The sequence below is a fragment of the Massilia consociata genome (assembly GCF_042432755.1).
In the GTDB taxonomy this organism is placed as follows: domain Bacteria; phylum Pseudomonadota; class Gammaproteobacteria; order Burkholderiales; family Burkholderiaceae_D; genus Telluria; species Telluria consociata.
The window spans coordinates 415,819-437,532 of sequence record NZ_JBHLWP010000013.1; the positions used below are offsets into that span (position 1 = coordinate 415,819).

Annotated in this window: 23 protein-coding genes; 9 read left to right on the forward strand and 14 right to left on the reverse strand. The window is 64.1% G+C overall.

Annotated elements, in window-relative coordinates:
- Positions 1–119 precede the first annotated feature (119 nt).
- Both ACFFJK_RS15185 and ACFFJK_RS15190 read right to left on the reverse strand, forming a co-directional pair.
- Positions 120–815 (reverse strand): nitroreductase, encoded by a 696-nt coding sequence (locus ACFFJK_RS15185; protein ID WP_379680235.1) that lies wholly within the window; start codon positions 813–815, stop codon positions 120–122.
- Between the two features lie 16 nt (positions 816–831).
- Positions 832–1,734 (reverse strand): DMT family transporter, encoded by a 903-nt coding sequence (locus ACFFJK_RS15190; RefSeq protein ID WP_379680236.1) that lies wholly within the window; start codon positions 1,732–1,734, stop codon positions 832–834.
- A gap of 335 nt (positions 1,735–2,069) precedes the next feature.
- Here ACFFJK_RS15190 and phaP point away from each other — a divergent pair, with 335 nt between their 5' ends.
- Positions 2,070–2,654: a TIGR01841 family phasin gene (gene phaP, locus ACFFJK_RS15195; protein ID WP_379680237.1), complete on the forward strand. Its 585-nt coding sequence runs from the start codon at positions 2,070–2,072 to the stop codon at positions 2,652–2,654.
- Between the two features lie 249 nt (positions 2,655–2,903).
- Here phaP and ACFFJK_RS15200 read toward each other — a convergent pair whose 3' ends face one another.
- The 6 genes from ACFFJK_RS15200 to ACFFJK_RS15225 form a co-directional block, all read right to left on the reverse strand.
- Entirely contained in the window at positions 2,904–3,626 is a 723-nt protein-coding gene (locus ACFFJK_RS15200) for an ABC transporter ATP-binding protein (protein WP_379680566.1), read from the reverse strand.
- A gap of 11 nt (positions 3,627–3,637) precedes the next feature.
- Positions 3,638–4,408 carry an ABC transporter ATP-binding protein gene (locus tag ACFFJK_RS15205; protein ID WP_379680238.1) on the reverse strand — a complete coding sequence of 257 codons (771 nt, stop codon included), beginning with the start codon at positions 4,406–4,408 and terminating at the stop codon, positions 3,638–3,640.
- Between the two features lie 11 nt (positions 4,409–4,419).
- On the reverse strand, positions 4,420–5,631 hold the full coding sequence (locus tag ACFFJK_RS15210; RefSeq protein ID WP_379680239.1) for an ABC transporter permease subunit: 1,212 nt from the start codon (positions 5,629–5,631) through the stop codon (positions 4,420–4,422).
- Between the two features lie 18 nt (positions 5,632–5,649).
- Positions 5,650–6,579, reverse strand: coding sequence for a branched-chain amino acid ABC transporter permease (locus ACFFJK_RS15215; protein WP_379680240.1), 930 nt, complete (start codon positions 6,577–6,579; stop codon positions 5,650–5,652).
- 195 nt (positions 6,580–6,774) lie between these two features.
- Complete coding sequence (gene ispH, locus ACFFJK_RS15220; RefSeq protein ID WP_379680241.1) at positions 6,775–7,716, reverse strand: 4-hydroxy-3-methylbut-2-enyl diphosphate reductase; 942 nt, start codon at positions 7,714–7,716, stop codon at positions 6,775–6,777.
- 14 nt (positions 7,717–7,730) lie between these two features.
- Positions 7,731–8,192, reverse strand: coding sequence for an FKBP-type peptidyl-prolyl cis-trans isomerase (locus ACFFJK_RS15225; protein WP_379680242.1), 462 nt, complete (start codon positions 8,190–8,192; stop codon positions 7,731–7,733).
- Between the two features lie 105 nt (positions 8,193–8,297).
- Here ACFFJK_RS15225 and radC point away from each other — a divergent pair, with 105 nt between their 5' ends.
- Positions 8,298–8,969 carry a RadC family protein gene (gene radC / locus ACFFJK_RS15230; RefSeq protein WP_379680244.1) on the forward strand — a complete coding sequence of 224 codons (672 nt, stop codon included), beginning with the start codon at positions 8,298–8,300 and terminating at the stop codon, positions 8,967–8,969.
- A 37-nt stretch (positions 8,970–9,006) separates the two neighbouring features.
- Here radC and ACFFJK_RS15235 read toward each other — a convergent pair whose 3' ends face one another.
- Positions 9,007–9,450 (reverse strand): hypothetical protein, encoded by a 444-nt coding sequence (locus ACFFJK_RS15235; RefSeq protein WP_379680245.1) that lies wholly within the window; start codon positions 9,448–9,450, stop codon positions 9,007–9,009.
- Positions 9,451–9,765: 315 nt separating this feature from the next.
- Here ACFFJK_RS15235 and rpmB point away from each other — a divergent pair, with 315 nt between their 5' ends.
- From rpmB to ACFFJK_RS15255, 4 genes are all read left to right on the forward strand, one after another.
- Positions 9,766–10,002 carry a 50S ribosomal protein L28 gene (gene rpmB, locus ACFFJK_RS15240; protein WP_026354825.1) on the forward strand — a complete coding sequence of 79 codons (237 nt, stop codon included), beginning with the start codon at positions 9,766–9,768 and terminating at the stop codon, positions 10,000–10,002.
- A gap of 13 nt (positions 10,003–10,015) precedes the next feature.
- Complete coding sequence (gene rpmG / locus ACFFJK_RS15245; protein ID WP_005665735.1) at positions 10,016–10,183, forward strand: 50S ribosomal protein L33; 168 nt, start codon at positions 10,016–10,018, stop codon at positions 10,181–10,183.
- A 96-nt stretch (positions 10,184–10,279) separates the two neighbouring features.
- On the forward strand, positions 10,280–11,875 hold the full coding sequence (locus ACFFJK_RS15250; protein ID WP_379680247.1) for a DUF418 domain-containing protein: 1,596 nt from the start codon (positions 10,280–10,282) through the stop codon (positions 11,873–11,875).
- Positions 11,876–11,971: 96 nt separating this feature from the next.
- Complete coding sequence (locus ACFFJK_RS15255) at positions 11,972–12,718, forward strand: hypothetical protein (RefSeq protein ID WP_379680248.1); 747 nt, start codon at positions 11,972–11,974, stop codon at positions 12,716–12,718.
- Between the two features lie 80 nt (positions 12,719–12,798).
- Here the strand turns inward: ACFFJK_RS15255 and ACFFJK_RS15260 are convergent, their stop codons facing one another.
- From ACFFJK_RS15260 to ACFFJK_RS15280, 5 genes are all read right to left on the reverse strand, one after another.
- Positions 12,799–14,013 (reverse strand): DesA family fatty acid desaturase, encoded by a 1,215-nt coding sequence (locus tag ACFFJK_RS15260; protein ID WP_379680249.1) that lies wholly within the window; start codon positions 14,011–14,013, stop codon positions 12,799–12,801.
- A 115-nt stretch (positions 14,014–14,128) separates the two neighbouring features.
- Positions 14,129–15,442 carry a mechanosensitive ion channel family protein gene (locus tag ACFFJK_RS15265; protein ID WP_379680250.1) on the reverse strand — a complete coding sequence of 438 codons (1,314 nt, stop codon included), beginning with the start codon at positions 15,440–15,442 and terminating at the stop codon, positions 14,129–14,131.
- A 9-nt stretch (positions 15,443–15,451) separates the two neighbouring features.
- Positions 15,452–16,780 (reverse strand): RsmB/NOP family class I SAM-dependent RNA methyltransferase, encoded by a 1,329-nt coding sequence (locus ACFFJK_RS15270; protein WP_379680251.1) that lies wholly within the window; start codon positions 16,778–16,780, stop codon positions 15,452–15,454.
- A gap of 40 nt (positions 16,781–16,820) precedes the next feature.
- Entirely contained in the window at positions 16,821–17,447 is a 627-nt protein-coding gene (gene purN / locus ACFFJK_RS15275) for a phosphoribosylglycinamide formyltransferase (protein ID WP_379680252.1), read from the reverse strand.
- A gap of 129 nt (positions 17,448–17,576) precedes the next feature.
- Positions 17,577–17,984 carry a barstar family protein gene (locus ACFFJK_RS15280; protein ID WP_379680253.1) on the reverse strand — a complete coding sequence of 136 codons (408 nt, stop codon included), beginning with the start codon at positions 17,982–17,984 and terminating at the stop codon, positions 17,577–17,579.
- A gap of 419 nt (positions 17,985–18,403) precedes the next feature.
- Here ACFFJK_RS15280 and ACFFJK_RS15285 point away from each other — a divergent pair, with 419 nt between their 5' ends.
- The 3 genes from ACFFJK_RS15285 to tfpB all read left to right on the forward strand — a co-directional run bounded on the left by ACFFJK_RS15285 (position 18,404) and on the right by tfpB (position 21,656).
- Complete coding sequence (locus ACFFJK_RS15285) at positions 18,404–18,931, forward strand: glycine zipper 2TM domain-containing protein (RefSeq protein WP_379680255.1); 528 nt, start codon at positions 18,404–18,406, stop codon at positions 18,929–18,931.
- A gap of 108 nt (positions 18,932–19,039) precedes the next feature.
- Positions 19,040–19,822, forward strand: coding sequence for a spermine/spermidine synthase domain-containing protein (locus ACFFJK_RS15290; protein WP_379680256.1), 783 nt, complete (start codon positions 19,040–19,042; stop codon positions 19,820–19,822).
- 22 nt (positions 19,823–19,844) lie between these two features.
- Positions 19,845–21,656 (forward strand): type IV pilus assembly ATPase TfpB, encoded by a 1,812-nt coding sequence (tfpB, locus tag ACFFJK_RS15295; protein WP_379680257.1) that lies wholly within the window; start codon positions 19,845–19,847, stop codon positions 21,654–21,656.
- The last annotated feature ends 58 nt before the right edge of the window (positions 21,657–21,714 follow it).

The following is a 21,714-nucleotide window of genomic DNA, read 5'->3' on the forward strand; positions in this document are numbered from 1 at the left end:
AAACGCAGTTTAGCCGAACAGCGCCTGATCGCAAGCAAAATGTAAATTCCGTGCAGCAATATTTCGAAATACAAGGGCTAGTGCTTACCCACGCATTTACCACTGTATTTACCGCAAGCTTACTCCATGAAGCGCGTAAAACCATGCACCGGCTCACGCTCGGTGATCAGGGAATTCTCGATCTTGCCCGGGTCGGCCCAGCCCAGTGCCATGCCGCACACCACCATCTCATTTTCCGGCAACTGCAGTTGCTGCGCGATGACGCGGTGGTACTGCGTAAACGCGGCTTGCGGACAGGTGTCGAGGCCGCGTGCGCGCGCCGCCACCATGATGTTTTGCAGAAACATGCCGTAGTCCAGCCATGAGCCCTGTTCCATGATACGGTCGATCGTGAAGATCAGGCCGACGGGCGCGTCGAAAAACCGGTAGTTGCGCGCGTGCTGGGCAGCCATGCCGGACTTGTTGTCGCGCGTCAGGCCGAGCAGGCTGTACAGGTCCCAGCCGACCTTGCGGCGGCGGTCCACGAAAGGCGACACCCAGGCACGCGGGTAGTAGGCGTATTCCTCGGTGTGTTGCCCGGCCTGTTCCGGGTCGGCGTTCACGGCCAGGATCGCATCCACGAGATCCTGGCGCGCCCGGCCGCTCAGGACGTACACCTTCCACGGCTGGGTGTTGGTGCCGGACGGCGCACGGGCGGCCACGTCCAGGATGCGTTCGATGTCGTCGCGCGCCACCGGCTTGTCGAGGAAGGCGCGGATCGAGCGGCGCGAGGTGATGGCCGCGTCGACGGCTTCCTGCTGGGGGCTGGTAATCATGGGGTCTCCTTTTTCCTTATTTTTTGACGACGAATGCGACACCGAGGACGGCCACCGCCATCCCGGCCAGCGCAAGGGGGCTGAAGGACTCGCCGAACAGCGCCCAGGCCATGATGGCCGTGGTGGGCGGCGTCAGGTACAGCAGGCTCGTCACTTCAGTGGCCTGGCTGCGGCGAATCAGGGTAAACAGCAGGAAGATCGCGCCGATCGACAGCGCGAAGATCGACCACAGCCAGGCAATGATGAAGTCGGGGCTCCAGGTCACGCTCGAGAGGCGCACATCGAAGCCTTCGAGCACGACTGCCAGCGGCAGCAGCACCGCGGCCGTGGCGCCGAACTGGATGACGGTGCCGGTGCGCAGGTCGAAGGACGGGCAATGGCGGCGCTGGTACATGGTGCCGGCGGTAATGCTCAGCAGCGCGAACACGCACAGCATGATGCCGGCCGTGCTCAGGCCGGCCAGGTGGAGCTTGGCATAAACGACCAGCGCCACGCCGGACAGGCCGAAGACCAGCCCGAGCCACTGGCGCGGCCTTACCCGTTCGCCAATCAGGGGCGCGGCGGCGGCGGTGAGGATGGGCTGCATGCCGACGATCAGCGCGGCCAGCCCGGCCGGCATGCCGAGCTTGATGGCGGCCCAGACCCCGCCCAGGTAGCCCGCATGCAGCAGCAGCCCGGCCACCGCCACGTGCAGCAGCTGCCCGCGCGGCCAGGGCGCGCGGAACACGAGCACCAGCGGCAGCAGCACGGCCAGCACCCCGAGGCAGCGCAGGATCAGGAAGGTCAGCGGCGGCGCATACGGCAGGCCCAGCTTGGCGACGATGAAGCCGGTGCTCCACAGGAAGACGAAAAACAGCGGCACCGGCGACAGCCAGGAAGCGGATGCGGATGGCGCGCTGGATGGAGTGCCGTGCGACATGGATGGGAAGATGCTGCGCAGCAGCTTAACGAAAACACAAGCGCCTAGTCTAGCATGCTGAGGCAGGCTGCGTTGGCGATGGGCAGATTGCCATTTTATTGATATAAATCAATCGAAAAAGGCTGAAATTTCTTGCATTCAATGCATTCAAGAAAATTATGCACATTAGATGGTGCAGCGCGTCAAAAACGCTTGACGCCCCCCCCAAAGTTAAGTGAAAATTCGCCCTGTTGCGGTGCACAAAAAAGAGTTTCGTTCAAAACCGACGATAAAACCTGCCTCACCGGTCCAAGCAACATTTCATCCACTAAACGTATTGAATTTTGGAGAGTCACATGTTTGCAATTCCTGAGCAGTTCTCGAATGCCACCAAAGCCAGCCTGGAGTCGCAGTTCGCGCTGATGTCGTCGTTGACGGCCAAGACCTTCGAAGGCATGGAGAAGCTGGTCGACCTGAACATCAGCACCGCCCGCAGCACCCTGCAGGATTCGTCGAACGTCGCCCGCCAGCTGCTGGGTGCCAAGGACCCGCAGGAATTCTTCTCGGTGACCGCATCGCAGGCCCAGCCGACCGCCGAAAAGGCCCTGTCGTACAGCCGCCAGCTGGCATCGATCGCCACCGGCACCGGCGCCGAGTTCTCGAAAGCCGCCGAAGGCCAGATCGTCGAAGCCAACCGCAAGGTGATCTCGCTGGTCGACGAAGTGAGCAAGAACGCCCCGGCCGGTTCGGAGAGCTTCGTTGCCGCCGTCAAGACCGCCATCAGCAACGCCAATGCCGGCTACGAGCAGTTCAGCAAGACCACCAAGCAGGCTGTCGAAGCCATGGAAACCAACATGAACGCCGCGGTGAGCCAGTTTTCGGCGACTGCCAACAAGGCTACTGCCAGCGCGACTGCTGCGACCGCTGCGGCTGCTGCCTAAGCTGTACCTCGTGAAATGAGAAAGCCGGGACGATGTCCCGGCTTTTTGTTTTTGGACGGCATCAGCTTATTCGGCTCATCCGTCCCTGCTCACTGGGAAACCGTCATTCCCGCGCAGGCGGGAATCCAAGTCTGTCGCAAAACCGCTACCGCCTGAAGCCACCGACCTGCATGGGGCATTGGGCTCCCGCCTTCGCGGGAGCGACGGTTTTCGAGCTAATGGTCGAACCGGCGCGCGCGTACCGCCAAGTCATTCCCCCAAATACGCCGCCTGTACCCGTGGATCGTTCAGCATGGCCGCCGCATTCCCCGTCATCGTGATCGCTCCGGAATCCATCACGTAGCCCCGGTGCGCCGCCTGCAGCGCCAGCTTGGCGTTCTGCTCCACCAGCAGGATCGTGATGCCTTGTTGCGACACGTCGCGGATCACCTCGAAGATCTTCTCCACCATGATCGGCGACAGGCCCATCGAGGGCTCGTCGAGCAGCAGCAGGGTCGGGTGGCACATCAACGCGCGCGCCATCGCCAGCATCTGCTGCTCGCCGCCGGACAGGGTGCCGGCCAGTTGCGTCGAGCGTTCCTTCAGGCGCGGGAAGACCTCGTACCACTTCTCGACGTCCGCCGCGATCCCGGCCTGGTCGCTGCGCGTGTAGGCGCCCATCAAGAGGTTCTCGTGGATCGTCATGCGGGTGAACACGCCCCGCCCTTCCGGCACCATCGCCAGCTTGCGCTGCACCATGCGGAAGGACGGCGTGCCCTTCAGGGGCTGGCCCAGGTAGGCGATCTCGCCCTCGACCTTGCACGACGGGAGCGTGCCGGTGATGGCCTTGAGGGTGGTGGTCTTGCCGGCGCCGTTGGCGCCGATCAGCGTCACCAGCTCGCCCTTGTTCACTTCCAGGTCGATGCCCTTGACGGCCTTGATGCCGCCGTACGCCACTTTCAGGCCGGCGATCTTCAGGACGCAGTTGCTCATCTGTTCTGCCATCAGTGGGCACCTCCGAGGTAGGCCTTGATCACGGCCTCGTTCTTCTGGATCTCGGCTGGCACGCCTTCCGCGATCTGCTTGCCGTACTCCAGCACCGTGATGCGGTCGCACAGGCCCATCATCAGCTTGACGTCGTGTTCGATCAGCAGCACGGTCTTGCCCTGCGCCTTGATTCTCACCAGCAGCTCGCGCAGCGCCAGCTTCTCGGTGGCGTTCATGCCGGCCGCCGGCTCGTCCAGGGCCAGCAGCTGCGGGTCGGTGGCGAGCGCGCGCGCGATCTCGAGGCGGCGCTGGTCGCCATACGACAGGTACTTCGCCGTGCGGTTGGCAAACTGCCCGATGCCGACGAAATCGAGCAGTTCCCGGGCGCGGGTCCGGATCGCCGCTTCTTCCTCGCGCGCCGCCTTGTGCCGGAAGATCGCGCCCAGCACGCCCTGGCGGGTGCGCACATGGCGTCCCACCATCACGTTTTCCAGGGCGCTCATCTCGCCGAACAGGCGGATGTTCTGGAAAGTGCGCGCGATGCCCGCCTTGGCGACTTCATGCGGCGCCGACGGCGAATACGGCTTGCCGGCCAGCTCGAAGCTGCCGCTGTCCGGCTGGTACAGGCCGGTGATGACGTTGAAGAAGGTGGTCTTGCCGGCGCCGTTCGGGCCGATCAGGCCGTAGATCTGCCCGCGCTCGATGCGGATGCCGACGTCGGTCAGCGCCTGCAGGCCGCCGAAGCGCTTGTTGACGCCGGAAATGTTCAGGATGGTCTGGTCGCTCATGGTTCCGTTCCTCAGGCCGCCGCGGCCTCTTCATCCTCGCGCGCCAGTGCCGCATTGGGACGGTCTTCCTTGTTCGGCGACGGCCACAGGCCGGCCGGCCGTACCAGCATGATGAGCACCAGCGCCAGGCCGTACAGCAGCTGGCGCAGCACTTCGGCTTCGATGACGACCGTGCCGAACAGCGCGTGCTGGGCCGGCTCCACCACGTGGCGCAGCACTTCCGGCAGCGCCGCCAGCAGCACGCCGCCGAGCACCACGCCCGGGATATGGCCGATCCCGCCCAGCACCACCATCGCCAGCACGGCGATCGATTCGGTCAGCGAGAACGATTCCGGCGACACGAAGCCCTGGAAGGCGCCGAACATCGCCCCGGCCACGCCGCCGAAACTGGCGCCCATCGCAAAGGCCAGCAGCTTGACGTTGCGGGTGTTGATGCCCATGGCCTTGGCCGCGATCTCGTCTTCGCGGATCGCCACCCAGGCACGGCCCAGGCGCGAATGCTGCAACCTGGAGGTGATGAAGATCGTCGCGATGACCAGGCCCAGGAACAGGAAATAGTAGGCGTTCACCGACGGCATGGAAAAGCCGCCGATGTGCACCGTGGCCTGCGAGCCCGCCTCGCCCGCCAGCGACACGCCGAACACGCGGATCGGGTCGATCATGTTGATGCCCTGCGGCCCGTTGGTGAAGTTGATCGGGTCGTTCAGGTTGTTCATGAAGATGCGGATGATCTCGCCGAAGCCGAGCGTGACGATCGCCAGGTAGTCGCCGCGCAGCTTCAGGGTCGGCGCACCCAGCAGCGCGCCGCACAGCGCCGCGACGATGGCCGCCAGCGGGACGATCGCCCACACCGACAGGTGGATGCCGTTCTGCTGGATCTCGGGCCCGAACAAGGCCACCAGCGCTTCGCCCAGGGCCGGCGAATAGTAGATGACGGACTCGAGCAGCGCCGCGAACTGCGGCGACGAGAACAGGCCGACCAGGTAGGCGCCCACCGCGAAGAAGGCGATGTAGCCCAGGTCGAGCAGGCCGGCGAAGCCGACCACGATGTTCAGGCCCAGCGCCAGCATGATGTACAGCAGCGCGATGTCGATGATGCGCACCCAGGAGTTGCCGAACTGGGAGGCGACGAAGGGGAAGACCAGCATGATCGCAAGGACGATGGCCATGCTGGCGTAGGCCTGGCGCGGCTTGTGCTGGACGTCGAAGGTCAGGAGTGCCATGTTGGGGTCCTCTCTCGATCAGGCGCGGTCCGCCACGCGCTCGCCCATGATGCCGGACGGGCGCAGGGTCAGCACGAGGATCAGTACCACGAAGGCGAAGATGTCCTGGTAGTGGCTGCCCAGGAAGCCGCCGGTGAGGTCGCCGATGTAGCCGGCGCCGAGCGCCTCGATGATGCCCAGCAGGAGGCCGCCGATCATGGCACCGTAGATGTTGCCGATCCCGCCCAGCACGGCCGCGCAGAAGGCCTTCAGGCCCGGCAGCACGCCCATGGTGAAGGTGATCGACGCATAGTTCGCGCCCCACATCACGCCGGCCACCGCCGCCAGCGCCGCGCCGATGGCGAAGGTGGCGACGATGACGCGGTTCGAATCGACGCCCATCAGGCCGGCCACGCGCGGGTTCTCGGCCACGGCGCGCATCGCGCGGCCCATGCGGGTGCGCTCGACCAGCAGCACCAGCGCCACCATGGCACAAGCGGCCAGCACCAGCAGCAGCACCTGGGTGTGCGAGATCAAAGCGCCGCCGATCTCGATCGGCTCCGGCGACAGCAGCTGCGGGAACGGCAGCGGGCTGCGGCCCCAGATCATCATGGCGAAGGTCTGCAGCAGGATCGACACGCCGATCGCGGTGATCAGGGGCGCCAGGCGCGGCGCATTGCGCAGGCGCCGGTAGGCGACGCGTTCGATGAAGACGTTGACCAGCATGGTGACGGGAATCGCGCCCAGGATGGCGACGGCCAGCTGCACGTAACCGGGCAGGCCGGGCGCCCAGGCGTCGAGCAGTTTCAGGATGGTCAAGCCGATCATCGCGCCGATCATCAGGACGTCGCCATGGGCGAAGTTGATCAGGTTGAGCACGCCGTACACCATCGTGTAGCCGAGGGCGACGAGTGCGTACATACTGCCCAGCACCAGGCCGTTGAGGATTTGTTGGATGAATGTTTCCATCGTGCGTTTGTTCTCCGGTCTAACAAAAACGGCACTCCGGGTATCCCCGCAGTGCCGTTCCTGGCCTGACGTTCATGTTCCGATGGCCGCCATCATAACTTGACGCTTGGAAAACTAGAACCGGAAAACATGTTACTCCGCTAAAGTTTGTTCAGCGGTTGCAGCGTGGGCGGACAAGCAGCCACGCTACATTGATCAGGCCGCCTTAACGCCGTCCAGCCCTTTCGGCAGCGGGAACACCACGTTCTCCTCGACGCCTTCGAGCGCGCGCACGCTGGCCGCGCCCAGTTCCTTCAGGCGGTCGATCACGGCCTGCACCAGCACTTCCGGGGCCGAGGCGCCGGCGGTGACGCCGATGCGCTTCTTGCCTTCAATCCATTGCGGGTCGATCTTGGAGGCATTGTCGACCATGTAGGCCGGCGTGCCCTTCTTCTCGGCCACTTCGCGCAGGCGGTTCGAGTTCGAGCTGTTCGGGCTGCCGACCACGATCACCACTTCCACCTGCGGCGCCAGGAACTTCACGGCTTCCTGGCGGTTGGTGGTGGCGTAGCAGATGTCGCCCTTCTTCGGCTCGATGATGTTCGGGAAGCGAGCCTTGAGCGCGGCGATGATGTCGGCGGTGTCGTCCACCGAGAGCGTGGTCTGCGATACGTAGGCCAGCTGGTCCGGGTTGTTCACCTGCAGGGTGGCCACGTCCTCGACGGTCTCGACCAGGTGCATGCCTTCCTCGGCCTGGCCCATCGTGCCTTCGACTTCCGGGTGGCCGTCGTGGCCGATCATGATGATCTCGCAGCCCTGCTTGCGCATCTTGGCCACTTCCACGTGGACCTTGGTGACCAGCGGGCAGGTCGCGTCGAAGATGGTCAGGCCGCGCGCTTCGGCATCGGCGCGCACGGCCTTCGAGACGCCGTGGGCCGAGAACACCAGCGTGTTGCCGGCCGGGACGTCTTCAAGTTCCTCGATGAAGATGGCGCCTTTGTTGCGCAGGTCTTCGACCACGTAGGCGTTGTGCACGATCTCGTGGCGCACATAGATCGGGGCGCCGAACTGGTTCAGGGCGCGCTCGACGATCTCGATGGCGCGGTCCACGCCGGCGCAGAAGCCGCGTGGTTGGGCAAGCAGAATTTCGTTTTCCATGAAGGTTTCCTGTTTTACAGAACCGAAATCAGTTTCACTTCGAATTGCAGGGCCTGGCCGGCCAGCGGATGGTTGAAATCGAACAGCGCCGTGGTCTCGCGCATTTCCAGCAGCACGCCGGCAAAGCGGCCGCCCTTGGGCGCATTGAACTCGATCAGCTCGCCCACCTTGTAGTCGGCGTCGGGCACCGAGTTTTGTTCGAGCGTGGCCTTCGAGACCGGCTGGATCAGGTCCGGGTTGCGGTCGCCGAAGGCGTCCGCCGCACTCAGCTGGAAGGTCTGGTGCGCGCCTTCCGGCAGGCCGATCAGGCGCGACTCGAGGAAAGGCGCCAGCTGGCCCTGTCCCAGCATCAAGGTAGCCGGCGTGCCGTTGAAGGTAGTGATGAGATCAGTACCGTCGGCGGTGGCAAGCCGATAATGCAGGGTCAGGTAGGACGATTCGTTGACGACGGCGTTGGGCGACTGGGCGTTGGACATGTTCGTTGTGGTGACAGGCAGGCCTGATTCAGGCAAACCGTTATTGTAAGCCACGCCCGCTTCTCACGCCCCGGCGCCTCCCTTTTTTATCGCAAGGATCAGACAATGAGAATCACTGATTGGCCGGAAAATCAACGCCCGCGTGAACGTCTGTTGCGCGGCGGCCCCAGGGTACTGTCCGACACGGAACTGCTGGCGATCTTCCTGCGGGTGGGCGTCGCAGGAAAAAGCGCAGTGGCGCTGGCGCGCGACATGCTCGACCATTTCGGCTCGCTGCACCGCCTGTTGCACGCCAGCGCGAGCGAATTCGGCGCGCTGCATGGGCTCGGCCCGGCCAAGTATGCGCAACTGCAAGCGGCGGTCGAGCTGACCCGGCGCGCGGTGGCCGAGGAGTTCGAGCGCAAGGCACTGTGCTCGCCGGACGCCGTGCGCGGCTACCTGCGCCACCAGTTCGCATTACAGGCGCATGAATCCTTCGTCGTGCTCTTCCTCGACGTCAAGAACCGGCTGATCAACCATGAAGAGATGTTTCGTGGCACGCTGACCCATACCAGCGTCTATCCACGCGAAGTGGTGAGGACGGCACTGCACCGCAACGCCGCGGCGGTGATCCTGGCGCACAACCATCCGTCCGGCGTAGCCGAGCCCAGCGAAGCCGACCTGCGCCTGACGGCAAGCCTGGTGCAGGCGCTGGCCCTGGTTGATATCCGCGTGCTCGACCACTTCGTGGTGGCCGGCGCACAAGTGCACTCCTTCGCTGAGCACGGCCAGCTGTAAGCCGGCGCGCTTGCCGCTGTTTGTCGTTGTTTGCCGCTTACTTGCCGAGCACTTCCTCGACTTTCTTCTTATCCACGAACTGGACATAGGCGGTAATCGATTGAGCCACCGCAGGATTCGAGGTCAGTTCCATCATCGCGACTTCGCCCAGCGATTTGAACGACGACATCATGCCGTTCGGACCGTCTTGCTGGGCGGCGGCGCGCGTCTGCGCGGCACAGTTCACGGTCAGCAGCCGGGTGAACAGGTCCGCCATCTGCTTGTCGGTATCGGTCCGCACGGATTCGCTGATGTTGGCCATGGTCCGGATTTCGGGGTGGGTCGACATGGACACGAAGATCCAGCGCGCCAGGTCCTTGCGGTCCTTGCCGCTGGTGTTGTCCTTCAAGCAGTTGCCCAACGCATCCGAGGCGGGACTCGCCATGGCGGCGTGCGGCGAGAGGATGGCAAGGCTGAGCAACAAGGTGGCGAGTATGCGCATGGAATACCTACTTTCTAAGTGGAATGGTGACGGTAAAACCGTACAACTTTAGCATGTAGATCTTGCAAGTAACAGTATGGGAAGTACGACACAGCAGGGTATTTTTCTTTCTTTGTTGCAGAGATTTCACATGCATCAATAGACGCCCGTGTTCTGTAAACCGAGGCAAAACAAAGGTCTAGACAGCTCAACCGCAATTGTTAAATAGTTCGATTTGAATATGACACAATTGTTTTTCGCAAGTGATTGATTTGTCGTCTGTTTTCACGCTATACTCTCGTTTTTCCAATCCTGGATATTCTTAAGGAGTGCACTATGGCACGTGTCTGCCAAGTTACCGGCAAGGGAGTGATGGTTGGCAACAACGTCTCCCACGCTAACAACAAAACCAAGCGTCGTTTCCTGCCGAACCTGCAGAACCGCCGCATCTTCGTGGAATCGGAAAACCGCTGGGTCTCCCTGCGTCTGTCCAACGCCGGTCTGCGCGTGATCGACAAGCTCGGCATCGACGCCGTGCTGGCCGACATGCGTGCCCGTGGCGAAAAAGTTTAATTAGGGAGCTATCATGGCAAAAACTGGCCGCGACAAAATCAAGCTGGAATCGACCGCAGGTACCGGTCACTTCTACACCACCACCAAGAACAAGCGCACGATGCCGGCGAAGATGGAAATCACCAAATTCGACCCGAAGGCACGCAAGCACGTGATCTACAAGGAAACCAAGATCAAGTAATCGATCTTGCGCGATCCCGAAAAGCCGCCCGTCCCAGACGGGCGGCTTTTTTATTGTTCGCTGCCGGCCGGAGCCCTGCGGTAAGCTTGCGACACGATGACAAATCCGCAATCCTTCTCCCCTGTCGCGGCTGGCACCCGCATCGATGCGCTGGACGTGCTGCGTGGCTTTGCATTGCTTGGCATCTGCATCGTCAACGTCGAATTCTTCAACCGTCCCGTGGTGGAATCCGGTCTCGGGATGGCGCAGGGCCTGCACGGGCTGGACTGGCTCGTGGCGTGGGTGGTCGCTTACTTCTTCAGCGGGAAATTCTGGACCATCTTCACCCTGCTGTTCGGGATGGGCTTTGCACTGATGCTCGAGCGTGCCCGGCAAGCCGGCCGTTCGTTCCTGCCGGTCTACTTGCGGCGCATCGCCGCACTGCTGGTTTTCGGCCTGCTGCACCATGTCTTCCTGTGGAGCGGCGACATCCTGATCAGCTATGCCGTCGGCGCCCTGCTCCTGCTGGTGGCGCTGTTCGCACGCGGCCGCTGGCTGCTGGCCGCCATTCTCGCGTGCATGGCCCTGGCGCTGTTGCCGGCCCCATGGCATGCACTCGCCACCCTGTCCATGCCGCTGGGCTTTGCGGGGCTGCTGGCCCTGTATCTGCGCAGCACGCCCGAGAGGTCGATGTTTCCGCTGGCGATGATCGTACCCGGCTGCATCATCCTGCTGGCAGCGCTCGTGCTGCTGCTGGGCAGAGGGTCGGGCGATGCCCGCCTGCTCATCGTTGCCGGGGCAGTCCTGATCGGGATCGGCCTGCTGGCGCAACGCTACGGCGGCAGTGCCGAAGCGCGGCCCTGGCGCGCGGGCGTGGCGATCTTCGTGCTCACCTTCGGCTTGCTGGCGGCGGAAGGCGGCACGCGTTATGTCGCGCCCGCGGCCGGCCCCTTGACGACAGCGGCCGCCACCAACGCCGAAGGCACGGAAGTCGACGACGATACGGCACGCCGCCTGCGCGACCGCGAACGCGTTCAGCGCAGCAGGGAGGAGCGTATCGTCCTCACCAGCGGAAGCTACCGCGAAGCCGTGGCGATGCGTGCCGGCCATCTCGGCGAGCGCATGCGCGACGAACCCGGGTTTGCCGTGGTGCTGACCGGTGTATTCCTGATCGGCGTCTGGTGCGTGCGCAGCGGTATCGTCGCCGACAGCGGCGCGCATCGGCCGCTCCTGCGCCGCCTTGCCTGGATCGGCCTGCCGCTGGGCATCGGGCTCGGCCTGGCAAGCAGCCTGATCGCGACCGGACGGCCGGTCGGCGTGGACGACCAGGGCTACGATTTCGCCCACGGCCTGCTCATGCTGGGCAGCCTGCCCGCCTCGCTCGGCTACATGGCCCTTGTCCTCCTGCTGCTGGGGCATTGGCCGGGGCTGACGCGCGTCCTGGCGCCATTCGGCCGCATGGCGCTCACCAACTACCTGGTGCAGTCGCTGGTGCTGTCCTGCCTGTTCTACAGCTACGGGCTGGGCCTCTGGGGCATGGGACGGGGCGGGCAGACGGCGGTGGCGGTGGCGCTGTGCGCCGCACAGGCGGCGTTCAGCGGCTGGTGGCTGGCGCGCTTCCAGTATGGACCGGCGGAATGGGTGTGGCGCATGCTCACTTACCTGGAGCTGCCGGCATGGCGGACAACGCGACAGCAGTCACCCGCGCCATGAGCTCCTGTTGAGCGCACTCAGCGATAAGGCATGCACGGATTGCATTCGCTACCCGGCCGTGAAAGCATGGCGTGTCCTGATCTCATCGCGAACAGCATGTCCAAGCTGTCATCCCTCCTTGCCGCCTGCGCACTGTCGACTTTGCCGGCACACGCCCAGCCGCCGGCGCCACTGCCGCCCCCTGCGCCCGAACAGCCGCATACGGTCGAAGTCCGGGCCAGCCACGCGCGACTGGCGCCGTACAAGGAATTGTTCTACCCAATGGCCAAGGCTGTCCGCACCAAGCTGGCGGGCCGCGCCACGCTGGCCGTGCAATTGCGCGCGGCACGGGTGGGCGTACGCACCGACGACCTGGCAATCTGGCTCGAAGGCGGGGGCGCATCCCTGCCGCTCCCTGCCGGCGAACACGGGCTCTACGTGGTGCCGGTGGACGACCGCATCGCCGAGCACGACGGCAGCGTAACGATCAACAAGCAACCCACCGACCTGCGCGCCAACCTGGTGCTGGTTCCCACCCTGGCGCCGGATGCATGGACGATCGGCGAAGTGCGGCGCCTGCTGCACGACGTGCATGCCACCATCGATCCCCTGGTGCCCTGGCACCACCGCGTCCTGAACTGGGCCTTCCCCCGCAGGCTCGGCCTGTCGGTGTGCAGCCCCTCGCCGCACGCGCATGTCGACGTGCTGGACGGCAGCCGGCTGCTGGCGCGGATCCCGGCGAGCGAGCCGGCGCGCAACCACGCGAACGCGCCGGTGTACTGCCACCGTTTTACCGGCGACGAAGCCTTCGATCCGCGCGCCCGGCTGGTGCTGCCGGAAAATGCGCAGGTGCTCCTCATCTGAATTGCGCACGGCCGCTGCAATGGAAAACGGCTCCCGAAGGAGCCGTTTTCAGTTACTGCCGGCTTGCCGGCGCGTCTTGCTTACGCGTAGCTGCGCAGGCGCAGCGAGAAGTCCTGCAGCGCCTTGATGCCCGAGGCTTCGGCACGGGCGCACCAATCCTGCAGTTGCTGCAGCAGCTGGTCGCGGGTGGCGTGCGAACGCTCCCAGATCGCCCCCAGCTCCACGCGCATCTGGTGCATGGTTTCCAGCGCCTTGCTGTGCTGGAACAACTCGTTCAGCTGCTGGTGGTGCTGCGACTCCAGCTTGGCCGGCTCGCGCTGCATCAGCTTGCGCGAGCTCTTCAGGAAGCGCGTTTCCAGCTCGGCCTTGTGCTTCAGGTGCTCGAACTCTTCGTGGAAGGCATGGCGCACCGACTTGGCGTACTTGGCCATCACGTCGTAGCGGTTGGCGATGACCGACTGCAGGGTGTCGAGATCGGCCACCAGCTTGCCCTTGGCGAATTCCGGCTTCGGCGCGACCTTCTTCACCTTGGCCAGGCGCAGGGTTTCCAGGATACGGATATAGCCCCAGCCCAGGTCGAACTCGTACCACTTGCTCGACAGCTTGGCCGAGGTAGCGAAGGTGTGGTGGTTGTTGTGCAGCTCCTCGCCTCCGATCAGGATGCCCAGCGGGAAGATGTTGGTGGCCGCATCGCTGCAATCGTAGTTGCGGTAACCCCAGTAGTGGCCGATGCCGTTGATGATGCCGGCGGCGGTGATCGGGATCCACATCATCTGGACCGCCCACACCGAAATGCCGACGATGCCGAACAGCGCGAAGTCGATCAGGAGCATCAGCACGATGCCCATGGCGCTGTGCTTGGTGTACAGGTTGCGCTCGATCCAGTCGTCCGGCGTGCCGTGGCCGTACTTTTCCATCGTTTCCTTGTTCTTGCTTTCAGCGCGGTACAGCTCGGCGCCCTCGAACAGGACCTTGCGGATGCCGCGGGTCTGCGGGCTGTGCGGATCTTCCACGGTATCGCACTTGGCGTGGTGCTTGCGATGGATCGATGCCCACTCCTTGGTCACCTGGCCGGTGGTCAGCCACAGCCAGAAGCGGAAAAAATGGCTCGGGATCGGGTGCAGATCGAGGGCGCGGTGCGCCTGGTGACGGTGCAGGTAGATGGTCACGCTCGCGATCGTGATGTGCGTCAGCACCAGCGTGGCGAAGAACACCTCCCAACCGGTGAAATCGAGCAGGCCGGTCGACAGGAACTGCAGTACGGCGTGCACGGGTTCGCTACTAAAGAAATTCATTCAGTCTCCAATGGATGTTGCGTCGGCACCGTTTCATGCACGGCGCTCGCAACCCATTATTTTACGCGGTTCTAGTGACGCACGGCACGCCAAGATGTCCGAATTCAGGTGTGAATCAGGTCTGACCCGGAGTTCTTGCCACAACCGATGCAATGTGTGCATCGAGCCGGCGCATATCCATGGCCGGATGGCCAAGTTTGATCTCGCCGGAACGCACCAGCGCATAGATCTTCTGGTTCACGTCGGAGACCGGCCCGCCCAGCCCCTTTTCCGGGTCGCCCAGCCAGAAGCCGACTTCGATCTCGTAGCCGTCGGCGGTGAAGGCATTGAGCAGGACGTTCGGCGCCGGCTCTTCCAGCACGCGCGGCACGCCCTTCGGCTGCGCTTCCAGCAGCGGCAAGACCCTGGTCAAGTCGCTGTCGTAGGATACCGTCAGCTTGGTGGTGGCGCGCACGTTGCGGTTGGTCGCGGACTGGTTCAGCACCACGCCGGTGATCAGCATCTCGTTCGGCAACAGCGTCTGGGTGCCATCGGACCCGCGCAGCACCGTGTAGCGGGTATTGATGCGTGCGACCCTGCCGGAATACTTGTCCAGCGTGATCGGGTCGCCGATCGTCAGGCTGCGTTCCAGCAAGATGATGAAACCGGACACGTAGTTGCTGGCAATGCGCTGCATGCCGAGACCGAGACCGACGCCCAGCGCGCCGCCGAACACCGACAGCACGGTCAGGTCGAGGCCGGCCAGCGACAGGCTGAACAGCACGGCGACGAGGATCAGCACGGCACGGCTCATGCGCGCCAGCACCACCCTGATCGAGGTGTGCATGCGCTCGACGTTCATCAGGCGCTCTTCCAGCGCGGCGCCGGCCCACAGGGCCAGCATCATCAGCACCACGATCGACACGATGCCTTCGACCAGGTCGGCCAGGGACGGCTTGTGCTTGCCGATCGTCAGCTCGGTGGTTTCGAAGACGTGCATCACGTCGGGCAGCACGCCCGTGATGTGCAGGGCCACGCCGAGCCAGACGACCAGCGCGAACATCTTCTCGAACGTTTTGAGCGCCTCGCCCAGCGGCCCGTGGCGCGCGAACACGCGCCGCAGCAGGTAGAGGACGGTGCGGATCACCGCCAGCGAGGCTGCCAGCGGGACCGCGATGTCGAGCAGGTGCACGCTGTGGTAGCGCGCCATCACGGCGCGCGTGATCGCCAGCAGCGCCAGGATGAGCAACGGCGGCAGCACGCGGCTGAAGCTGCCCATGCCCAGGCCGATCAGGCCGGTGTGCTCGCGGTTCTCCAGCCACGAACGGTGCATCAGCCGCGCCAGGCTCCAGCCGCTTGCAACGCACAGGACGATGGCAAGCGCCTGCCACAGGATGGCAGGCTTGTTGATGTCGCCGAGCAGGTCGGCCAGCAGTTGCTGGAGCGGCATGACCCGGCGTTATTCGTCGGTGTCGCCAGCCGACTCGCCGGCCGCATCACTACCCGCTTCATTCGTCGAGGCGGGTTTCGCTTTCGCCTTGCGTTCGAGCACGGCGGCGAAGAAGCCGTCGGTCTGGTGCTTGTGCGGCAGCATCTTCAGGTAGGCATCCATTTCCAGCGGAATCTTCTGCTCGTCCAGCACCCGGTTCATCGGTACCAGTTCGAAGTCCGGATGGGTGGACAGGAACTGTTCGACGATGACATCGTTCTCTTCGTTCAGCAGGCTGCAGGTGGCATACACGAGGCGGCCGCCGTTCTTGACCAGTCGCGCGGCGCCGTCCAGGATCGAGGCCTGCTTTTCCTGCATCTCGGCGATGGCGTCCGGCTTCTGGCGCCACTTCACGTCCGGGTTGCGGCGCAGGGTGCCCAGGCCGGAGCATGGCGCATCGACCAGTACGCGGTCGATCTTGCCGGCCAGGCGCTTGATCTTGGCATCGCGTTCGTGTGCGATCAGCACCGGGTGCACGTTCGACAGCCCGCTGCGCGCCAGGCGCGGTTTCAGCTTCGACAGGCGCTTGTCCGACACGTCGAAGGCGTACAGGCGGCCGGTATTGCGCATCAGGGCGCCCAGCGCCAGCGTCTTGCCGCCGGCGCCGGCGCAGAAGTCGACGACCATCTCGCCGCGGCGCGCGCCGACGATCTGCGACAGCACCTGGCTGCCTTCGTCCTGCACCTCGATCGCGCCTTCCTTGAACAGCGGCAGGTTCTGCAACGCAGGCTTCTTGAGCACGCGCAGGCCGAGCGGGGCATACGGCATCGGCTCGGCCGCGATCGGCGCCTTGGCCAGTTCGGCGATCACGTCGTCGCGGTTGGCCTTGATGGAATTGACGCGCAGGTCCAGCGGCGCCGGCGTGTTCAGCACGGCCGCCAGCTCGAGCGCCTCGGCTTCGCCGAACTGGGCGACGAGCTTCTCGTACAGCCAGCCCGGCATGTTGGCGCGCATCTGTGCAGGCAGCAGCTTGCGGTCGACTTCCTTGACGCGGGTGAGGAAGTGCACCTCATCCTCGCTCAGGCCGCCCAGGGCATCGATGCCGACGGTCTCCGCCAGGCCCAGCAGGGCCAGCTTGCGCATCGACGGCGTGTTGCCGGCGCCGGCGAAATCGGTGAAGAAGGACTTGTTGCGCAGCACGGCATACACGGCCTCGGCGATGACGCCGCGCTCGCGGCCGCCGAAACGCGGGTGCTCCTTGAAGTAGCGCGACAGGGTGACGTCGGCCGGCGATGTAAAGCGCAGTACCTCACGCAATACCTCTTCCGTATTGCCGAGGATTGCAGGTGGCAATCTCATGAAATTCCTTGGTTAAATTCTTGATTGGATGTCTGCGGGCTCAGGCTGGAGCGCCATCGCGCGTTTCGCGGATGCGTACTTCACCATGTTCAATACTGAGCCTGTCTTCGACGAACAGGCGCACCGCATACGGGTAGATCTTGTGTTCCTCGACGAGCACGCGGGCCGACAAGCTGTCTTCGGTGTCGCCCGGCAGCACCGGCACCCGGGCCTGCGCCACCACCGGACCGTGATCCAGTTCGGCCGTCACGAAATGCACCGTGGCGCCGTGTTCCTTCTCGCCGGCGTCGAGCGCCTGCTGGTGCGTGCCCAGCCCCGGGAACAAAGGCAGCAGCGACGGGTGGATGTTCAGCATGCGCCCCGCATAGTGCTCGACGAAGGGCGCCGTCAGGATACGCATGAAGCCGGCCAGCACGACCAGGTCCGGATCGAAGCGGTCGATCGTTTCCTGCAGGGCCGCGTCGAATTCGGCACGGGTGGCGAATTCCTTGTTCGCGACCACGGCCGTCGGGATGCCGCGGGCACGGGCGAACTCCAGGCCTTTTGCTTCCGGTTTGTTGCTGATGACCGCCGCAATACGGGCAGGCCACCCTTCCGCATCAAGGGCGCGCACGACCGCTTCCATGTTGCTGCCGCGGCCGGAAATGAGGATCACGATATTTTTCATACCCGGCATTGTAACGTATCGCCGGCGGGCAACCGCAGCGGCCGGGGGATGAGACGGCGTCGGGAAGCGCCCGCCAAAGCCTTCAGGGCAAGGCACGCCTCGACACCGCCAGGCGGGTGTCGAACGCTCCTAGGCGGGAATCGCGAAGGAGTAGAATACGCGGAAAGGCACTTTCTTCTCGGCCCAGAACTCGGCCGCATCGCGGAACACGTCGAGCAGGTTTTCGCGCGCTTCCTTGTCGAATTTCTGGGCGCTGGGCAGTTGTTCCAGCACCACAAGGAAACCCGGCTGCGGGCCGGCTTCGTGTACGGTGTCGGTCAGGCAGGTACGCAAGGCGTCGAAGTTCTTGCTGCAAGGCTTGGGGAAATAAAAGCTCTCGCCGATACGGGCGCAGACTTGTTGCTTGGTCAGGGTGTTGGCGCAATGCGCATACAGGAAGTGATGACCCAGGCGCGCAGCCTCCTGCTGCAGCTCGGCGACGCGGAACGCGCGGATCGACTGCACAAGATTGGGCGGCACTCTCATCAACAAACTCATTTTTTCCTCAGGTTGACCAGGTCAGTGTCAGCGGGCGTCGATGCACGAACGAGCGCACGGACAAGCACCACATGTCGCGACGGTTGGCATCCGCCACTCTTTCTCCCCCGCTGTCATTTCCATGCACCAATAACCCACTAGTGTGTAAGGGTAACGTTTTGTGGTATTGGAAGCAACCCAAATGTGATTACAGGAATCAGCTTTGTAAGATTTGGTTAGCAACCGGCATGCATACATCACCCCTTGAACGACAGCTCCGCCATTCTGGCGGCAGTCTGCAAACGGCCGAGTAGCTGTTACATTTTGTTGCCACCAAGATTCGTTGTAATGGGTCGATCGGATTACCATAGAACGCAAGAAGTCTGGTCGGTTTCCGCTCCCCACCGGACCATATGAACGAGTCCATTACGAGGTAGAACATGAACTTCCAAGCCAAACTGATCATTGCTGCCATGGGTGTCGCCGCGATGCCGCTGGCCCAGGCCCAGGCACCGAACGATTTCGAAGACTTCGGCCGCGTGGTGCGTGTGCAGCCACGTGTGGAACAGATCCGCGTGCCGCGCCAGGAATGCCGCACCGATTACGTGCAGGTGCCGGTGCAGCAGGAACGCAGCGCGGGCGGCGGGATCGTCGGCGGCATTGCCGGCGCCCTGCTCGGCAGCCAGGTCGGCGGCGGTAGCGGCCGCGTGGCCGCAACGGCGGCAGGCGCCATCGCCGGCGCCATGGTTGGCGACCGTGTCGACAACAACGGCCGCGTGCAAGGCCCCGCAGTACAGGAACAGGCCGTGCGCCAGTGCCGCACCGTGGACGCGTACGAGTCGCGCACCAACGGCTACGACGTCACCTACGAATACCGCGGCCAGACCTACACCTCGCTGATGAACCGCGACCCGGGCAACCGCGTGCGCCTGCGCGTATCGGTGCAGCCGCTCGACGCTTATTATTGATCGGGCTGCCGGCGCCCCCCCGGTGGCTCCGCCGCATCCTTCCGGTTCCCGCGCTTGCGCTACGGGAACCCCTCCCCCGATAATAGGGCGATTCCACCAGGTAGCCCTATGCTCATCAAACGCAAATCCATCGAACAGGCCGAATCCTCGCGCCGTCCTGCACGCAAGCCCAAGTTCGCCCCCGTCACGCTGTCCGAACAGGACGGCGTCCGCTATCTGCATTTCGGCACCGAATGGGTGCAGGGCGCCATGCGCATCCGCAAGCCGGACTGGCCCGAACTCGAATACGCGCAGCAGATGATGGCGTGGATGCTGTTCATCGAACAGCCCCAGTCCATCGCCCAGCTGGGCCTCGGTGCTGCTACGTTGACCAAGTTCTGCTACCGCCAGTTCCCCGAAGCGACGGTAGCGGCCGTCGAGCTCAATGCATCGGTGATCGGCATCTGCGCCTCGATGTTCAAGCTGCCGCCCGAAGACGAGCGCCTGTCGGTGCTGGAAATGGATGCGATGGATTTCGTGACCGATCCGGCCAGGCACGGCGCCTTCGACGTGCTGCAATGCGACCTGTACGACGCCACCGCCCGCGGCCCCGTGCTCGACACCCCCGAGTTCTACCAGGCCTGCAACGACTGCCTGCGTGATGGCGGGATCATGACGGTCAACCTGTTCGGCGACCACCCGAGCTTTGCCAAGAACATCAAGGCCATGAAGTTCGCCTTCGAGCACGTGATCTGCCTGCCGGAAGTCCATGACGGCAACGTCGTGGCGCTGTGCTTCCGCAACCGGCCGCAGCTGGACAAGGACGCCCTGGCCGCGCGTGCGGCGCAGATCGTGGCCGATACCAGGCTGCCGGCGAAATCCTGGGTCAAGGGTATCCTCGCCGCCGCCTGAACCTTCCCACCGGGAGCCGAACGTGAACACCCATGCCGCCCCACCCACTCCCCCCAAGGCGCCACGCCTGCGGGCGCTCGACCTGCAGTCGATTTTCTCCTGGCTGCTGGCCGACGGCATCGTCACCAAGGAACACGTCAAGGCCCAGTTCGCGCAGGCCCAGGGCATCCTCAAGAATGCGGTGGGGTCGATGCATCCGCTCACCGCGCTCGCCCAGTGCAAGCTGGTTTCCAGCCAGCCGCCGCACCGGCTGCTGACACTCGACGTGCTGACCGAATGGTGCGCCGCCAAGGTCGGCCTGCCGTTCATCCGCATCGATCCGTTGAAGATCGACTTCACCAAGGTAGCGGACGTGATGTCGGCCAGCTATGCGGCGCGCTTCAATATCCTGCCGGTGGAAATGAGCGGCTCGACCCTGGTCGTGGCGACGGCCGACCCGGCCAATGTGGAATGGGAGGCGGAGATTGCGAAAATCTCGCGCCGCAAGATCGAACTGGTGTTGGCCAACCCGCTCGACATCGCCCAGTACATTTCGCAGTTCTTCAGCCTGGCCAAGTCGATCCGCGACGCCAACCGCAGCACCGGGCAGGACCTGGCGATGCGCAACAACTTCGAGCAACTGGTCGAATTGGGGAAGTCGACCAAGCAGCTCGACGCCAACGACCAGCACATCGTCAACATCGTCGACTGGCTCTGGAGCTATGCGTTCGAGCAGCGCGCCTCGGACATCCACCTGGAGCCGAAGCGCGAATTCGCGGTGATCCGTTTCCGCATCGACGGCGTGCTGCACCAGGTGTACCAGGTACCTGCCGTGGTGATGATCGCGATGACGGCGCGAATCAAGCTGCTCGGGCGGATGGACGTCATCGAAAAGCGCCGCCCCCAGGACGGGCGCATCAAGACCCGCACCGCCGGCGGCCAGGAAGTCGAGCTGCGCCTGTCCACCCTGCCGACCGCCTTCGGCGAAAAGCTCGTCATGCGTATTTTCGACCCGGAAGTCGTGGTGAAAACGCTGCCGGAACTGGGCTTTCCGCCGGTCGAGGCGCAGCGCTGGGATGCGCTGACGTCGCGTCCGCACGGGATCATCCTGGTGACCGGGCCGACCGGATCGGGCAAGACCACGACGCTGTACACGACGCTCAAGGCGCTGGCGACCAGCGAAGTCAATGTGTGCACGGTCGAGGATCCGATCGAGATGGTCGAGGCTTCCTTCAACCAGATGCAGGTGCAGCCGGGGATCGACCTGTCGTTCGCCGACGGCGTGCGCGCGCTGATGCGCCAGGACCCGGACATCATCATGGTGGGCGAGATCCGCGACCTGGCGACGGCCGAGATGGCGATCCAGGCGGCGCTGACCGGTCACCTGGTGTTTTCGACCCTGCACACGAACGATGCGCCGGCGGCGGTCGTGCGTTTGCTGGAGCTGGGCGTACCGGATTACCTGCTGGAGGCGACCCTGATCGGCGTGCTGGCCCAGCGCCTGGTGCGCACGCTGTGCCCCGACTGCAAGGCGCCGGGTGGCGAGCTCAGTGACGAACTGTGGCAGGGCATCGGCGGCGCGTGGAATATCCCGAAGCCTGCCACCGTGTACCGGCCGATCGGCTGTCCCGAATGCCGCCAGACCGGCTACCGCGGCCGGACCGGCATCTATGAACTGCTGACGGTGAGCGACGGCTTTGCGCGGGCCGTGCGCGAATCCGGCGAGATCCAGAAGCTGCGCCAGCAGAGCGTGCTGGATGGCATGAAGCCGCTGCGCATCGCCGGTGCGATGAAGGTGGTCGAAGGCGTGACGACCGCGGACGAGGTATTGAAGGTGACGGCCGCGCTGTCGTGAAGCGGCTTGCGAAACCGGCACTAGCGCAAATCAAAATGCCCGGCTATAATGCTGCCTC

Excerpts from the sequence above, each read along its gene's own strand:
- ACFFJK_RS15185 (WP_379680235.1), bottom strand. The coding sequence starts at position 815 with ATGATTACCAGCCCCCAGCAGGAAGCCGTCGACGCGGCCATCACCTCG.
- ACFFJK_RS15190 (WP_379680236.1), bottom strand. The coding sequence starts at position 1,734 with ATGTCGCACGGCACTCCATCCAGCGCGCCATCCGCATCCGCTTCCTGG.
- phaP (WP_379680237.1), top strand. The coding sequence starts at position 2,070 with ATGTTTGCAATTCCTGAGCAGTTCTCGAATGCCACCAAAGCCAGCCTG.
- ACFFJK_RS15200 (WP_379680566.1), bottom strand. The coding sequence starts at position 3,626 with ATGAGCAACTGCGTCCTGAAGATCGCCGGCCTGAAAGTGGCGTACGGC.
- ACFFJK_RS15205 (WP_379680238.1), bottom strand. The coding sequence starts at position 4,408 with ATGAGCGACCAGACCATCCTGAACATTTCCGGCGTCAACAAGCGCTTC.
- ACFFJK_RS15210 (WP_379680239.1), bottom strand. The coding sequence starts at position 5,631 with ATGGCACTCCTGACCTTCGACGTCCAGCACAAGCCGCGCCAGGCCTAC.
- ACFFJK_RS15215 (WP_379680240.1), bottom strand. The coding sequence starts at position 6,579 with ATGGAAACATTCATCCAACAAATCCTCAACGGCCTGGTGCTGGGCAGT.
- ispH (WP_379680241.1), bottom strand. The coding sequence starts at position 7,716 with ATGGAAAACGAAATTCTGCTTGCCCAACCACGCGGCTTCTGCGCCGGC.
- ACFFJK_RS15225 (WP_379680242.1), bottom strand. The coding sequence starts at position 8,192 with ATGTCCAACGCCCAGTCGCCCAACGCCGTCGTCAACGAATCGTCCTAC.
- radC (WP_379680244.1), top strand. The coding sequence starts at position 8,298 with ATGAGAATCACTGATTGGCCGGAAAATCAACGCCCGCGTGAACGTCTG.
- ACFFJK_RS15235 (WP_379680245.1), bottom strand. The coding sequence starts at position 9,450 with ATGCGCATACTCGCCACCTTGTTGCTCAGCCTTGCCATCCTCTCGCCG.
- rpmB (WP_026354825.1), top strand. The coding sequence starts at position 9,766 with ATGGCACGTGTCTGCCAAGTTACCGGCAAGGGAGTGATGGTTGGCAAC.
- rpmG (WP_005665735.1), top strand. The coding sequence starts at position 10,016 with ATGGCAAAAACTGGCCGCGACAAAATCAAGCTGGAATCGACCGCAGGT.
- ACFFJK_RS15250 (WP_379680247.1), top strand. The coding sequence starts at position 10,280 with ATGACAAATCCGCAATCCTTCTCCCCTGTCGCGGCTGGCACCCGCATC.
- ACFFJK_RS15255 (WP_379680248.1), top strand. The coding sequence starts at position 11,972 with ATGTCCAAGCTGTCATCCCTCCTTGCCGCCTGCGCACTGTCGACTTTG.
- ACFFJK_RS15260 (WP_379680249.1), bottom strand. The coding sequence starts at position 14,013 with ATGAATTTCTTTAGTAGCGAACCCGTGCACGCCGTACTGCAGTTCCTG.
- ACFFJK_RS15265 (WP_379680250.1), bottom strand. The coding sequence starts at position 15,442 with ATGCCGCTCCAGCAACTGCTGGCCGACCTGCTCGGCGACATCAACAAG.
- ACFFJK_RS15270 (WP_379680251.1), bottom strand. The coding sequence starts at position 16,780 with ATGAGATTGCCACCTGCAATCCTCGGCAATACGGAAGAGGTATTGCGT.
- purN (WP_379680252.1), bottom strand. The coding sequence starts at position 17,447 with ATGAAAAATATCGTGATCCTCATTTCCGGCCGCGGCAGCAACATGGAA.
- ACFFJK_RS15280 (WP_379680253.1), bottom strand. The coding sequence starts at position 17,984 with ATGAGTTTGTTGATGAGAGTGCCGCCCAATCTTGTGCAGTCGATCCGC.
- ACFFJK_RS15285 (WP_379680255.1), top strand. The coding sequence starts at position 18,404 with ATGAACTTCCAAGCCAAACTGATCATTGCTGCCATGGGTGTCGCCGCG.
- ACFFJK_RS15290 (WP_379680256.1), top strand. The coding sequence starts at position 19,040 with ATGCTCATCAAACGCAAATCCATCGAACAGGCCGAATCCTCGCGCCGT.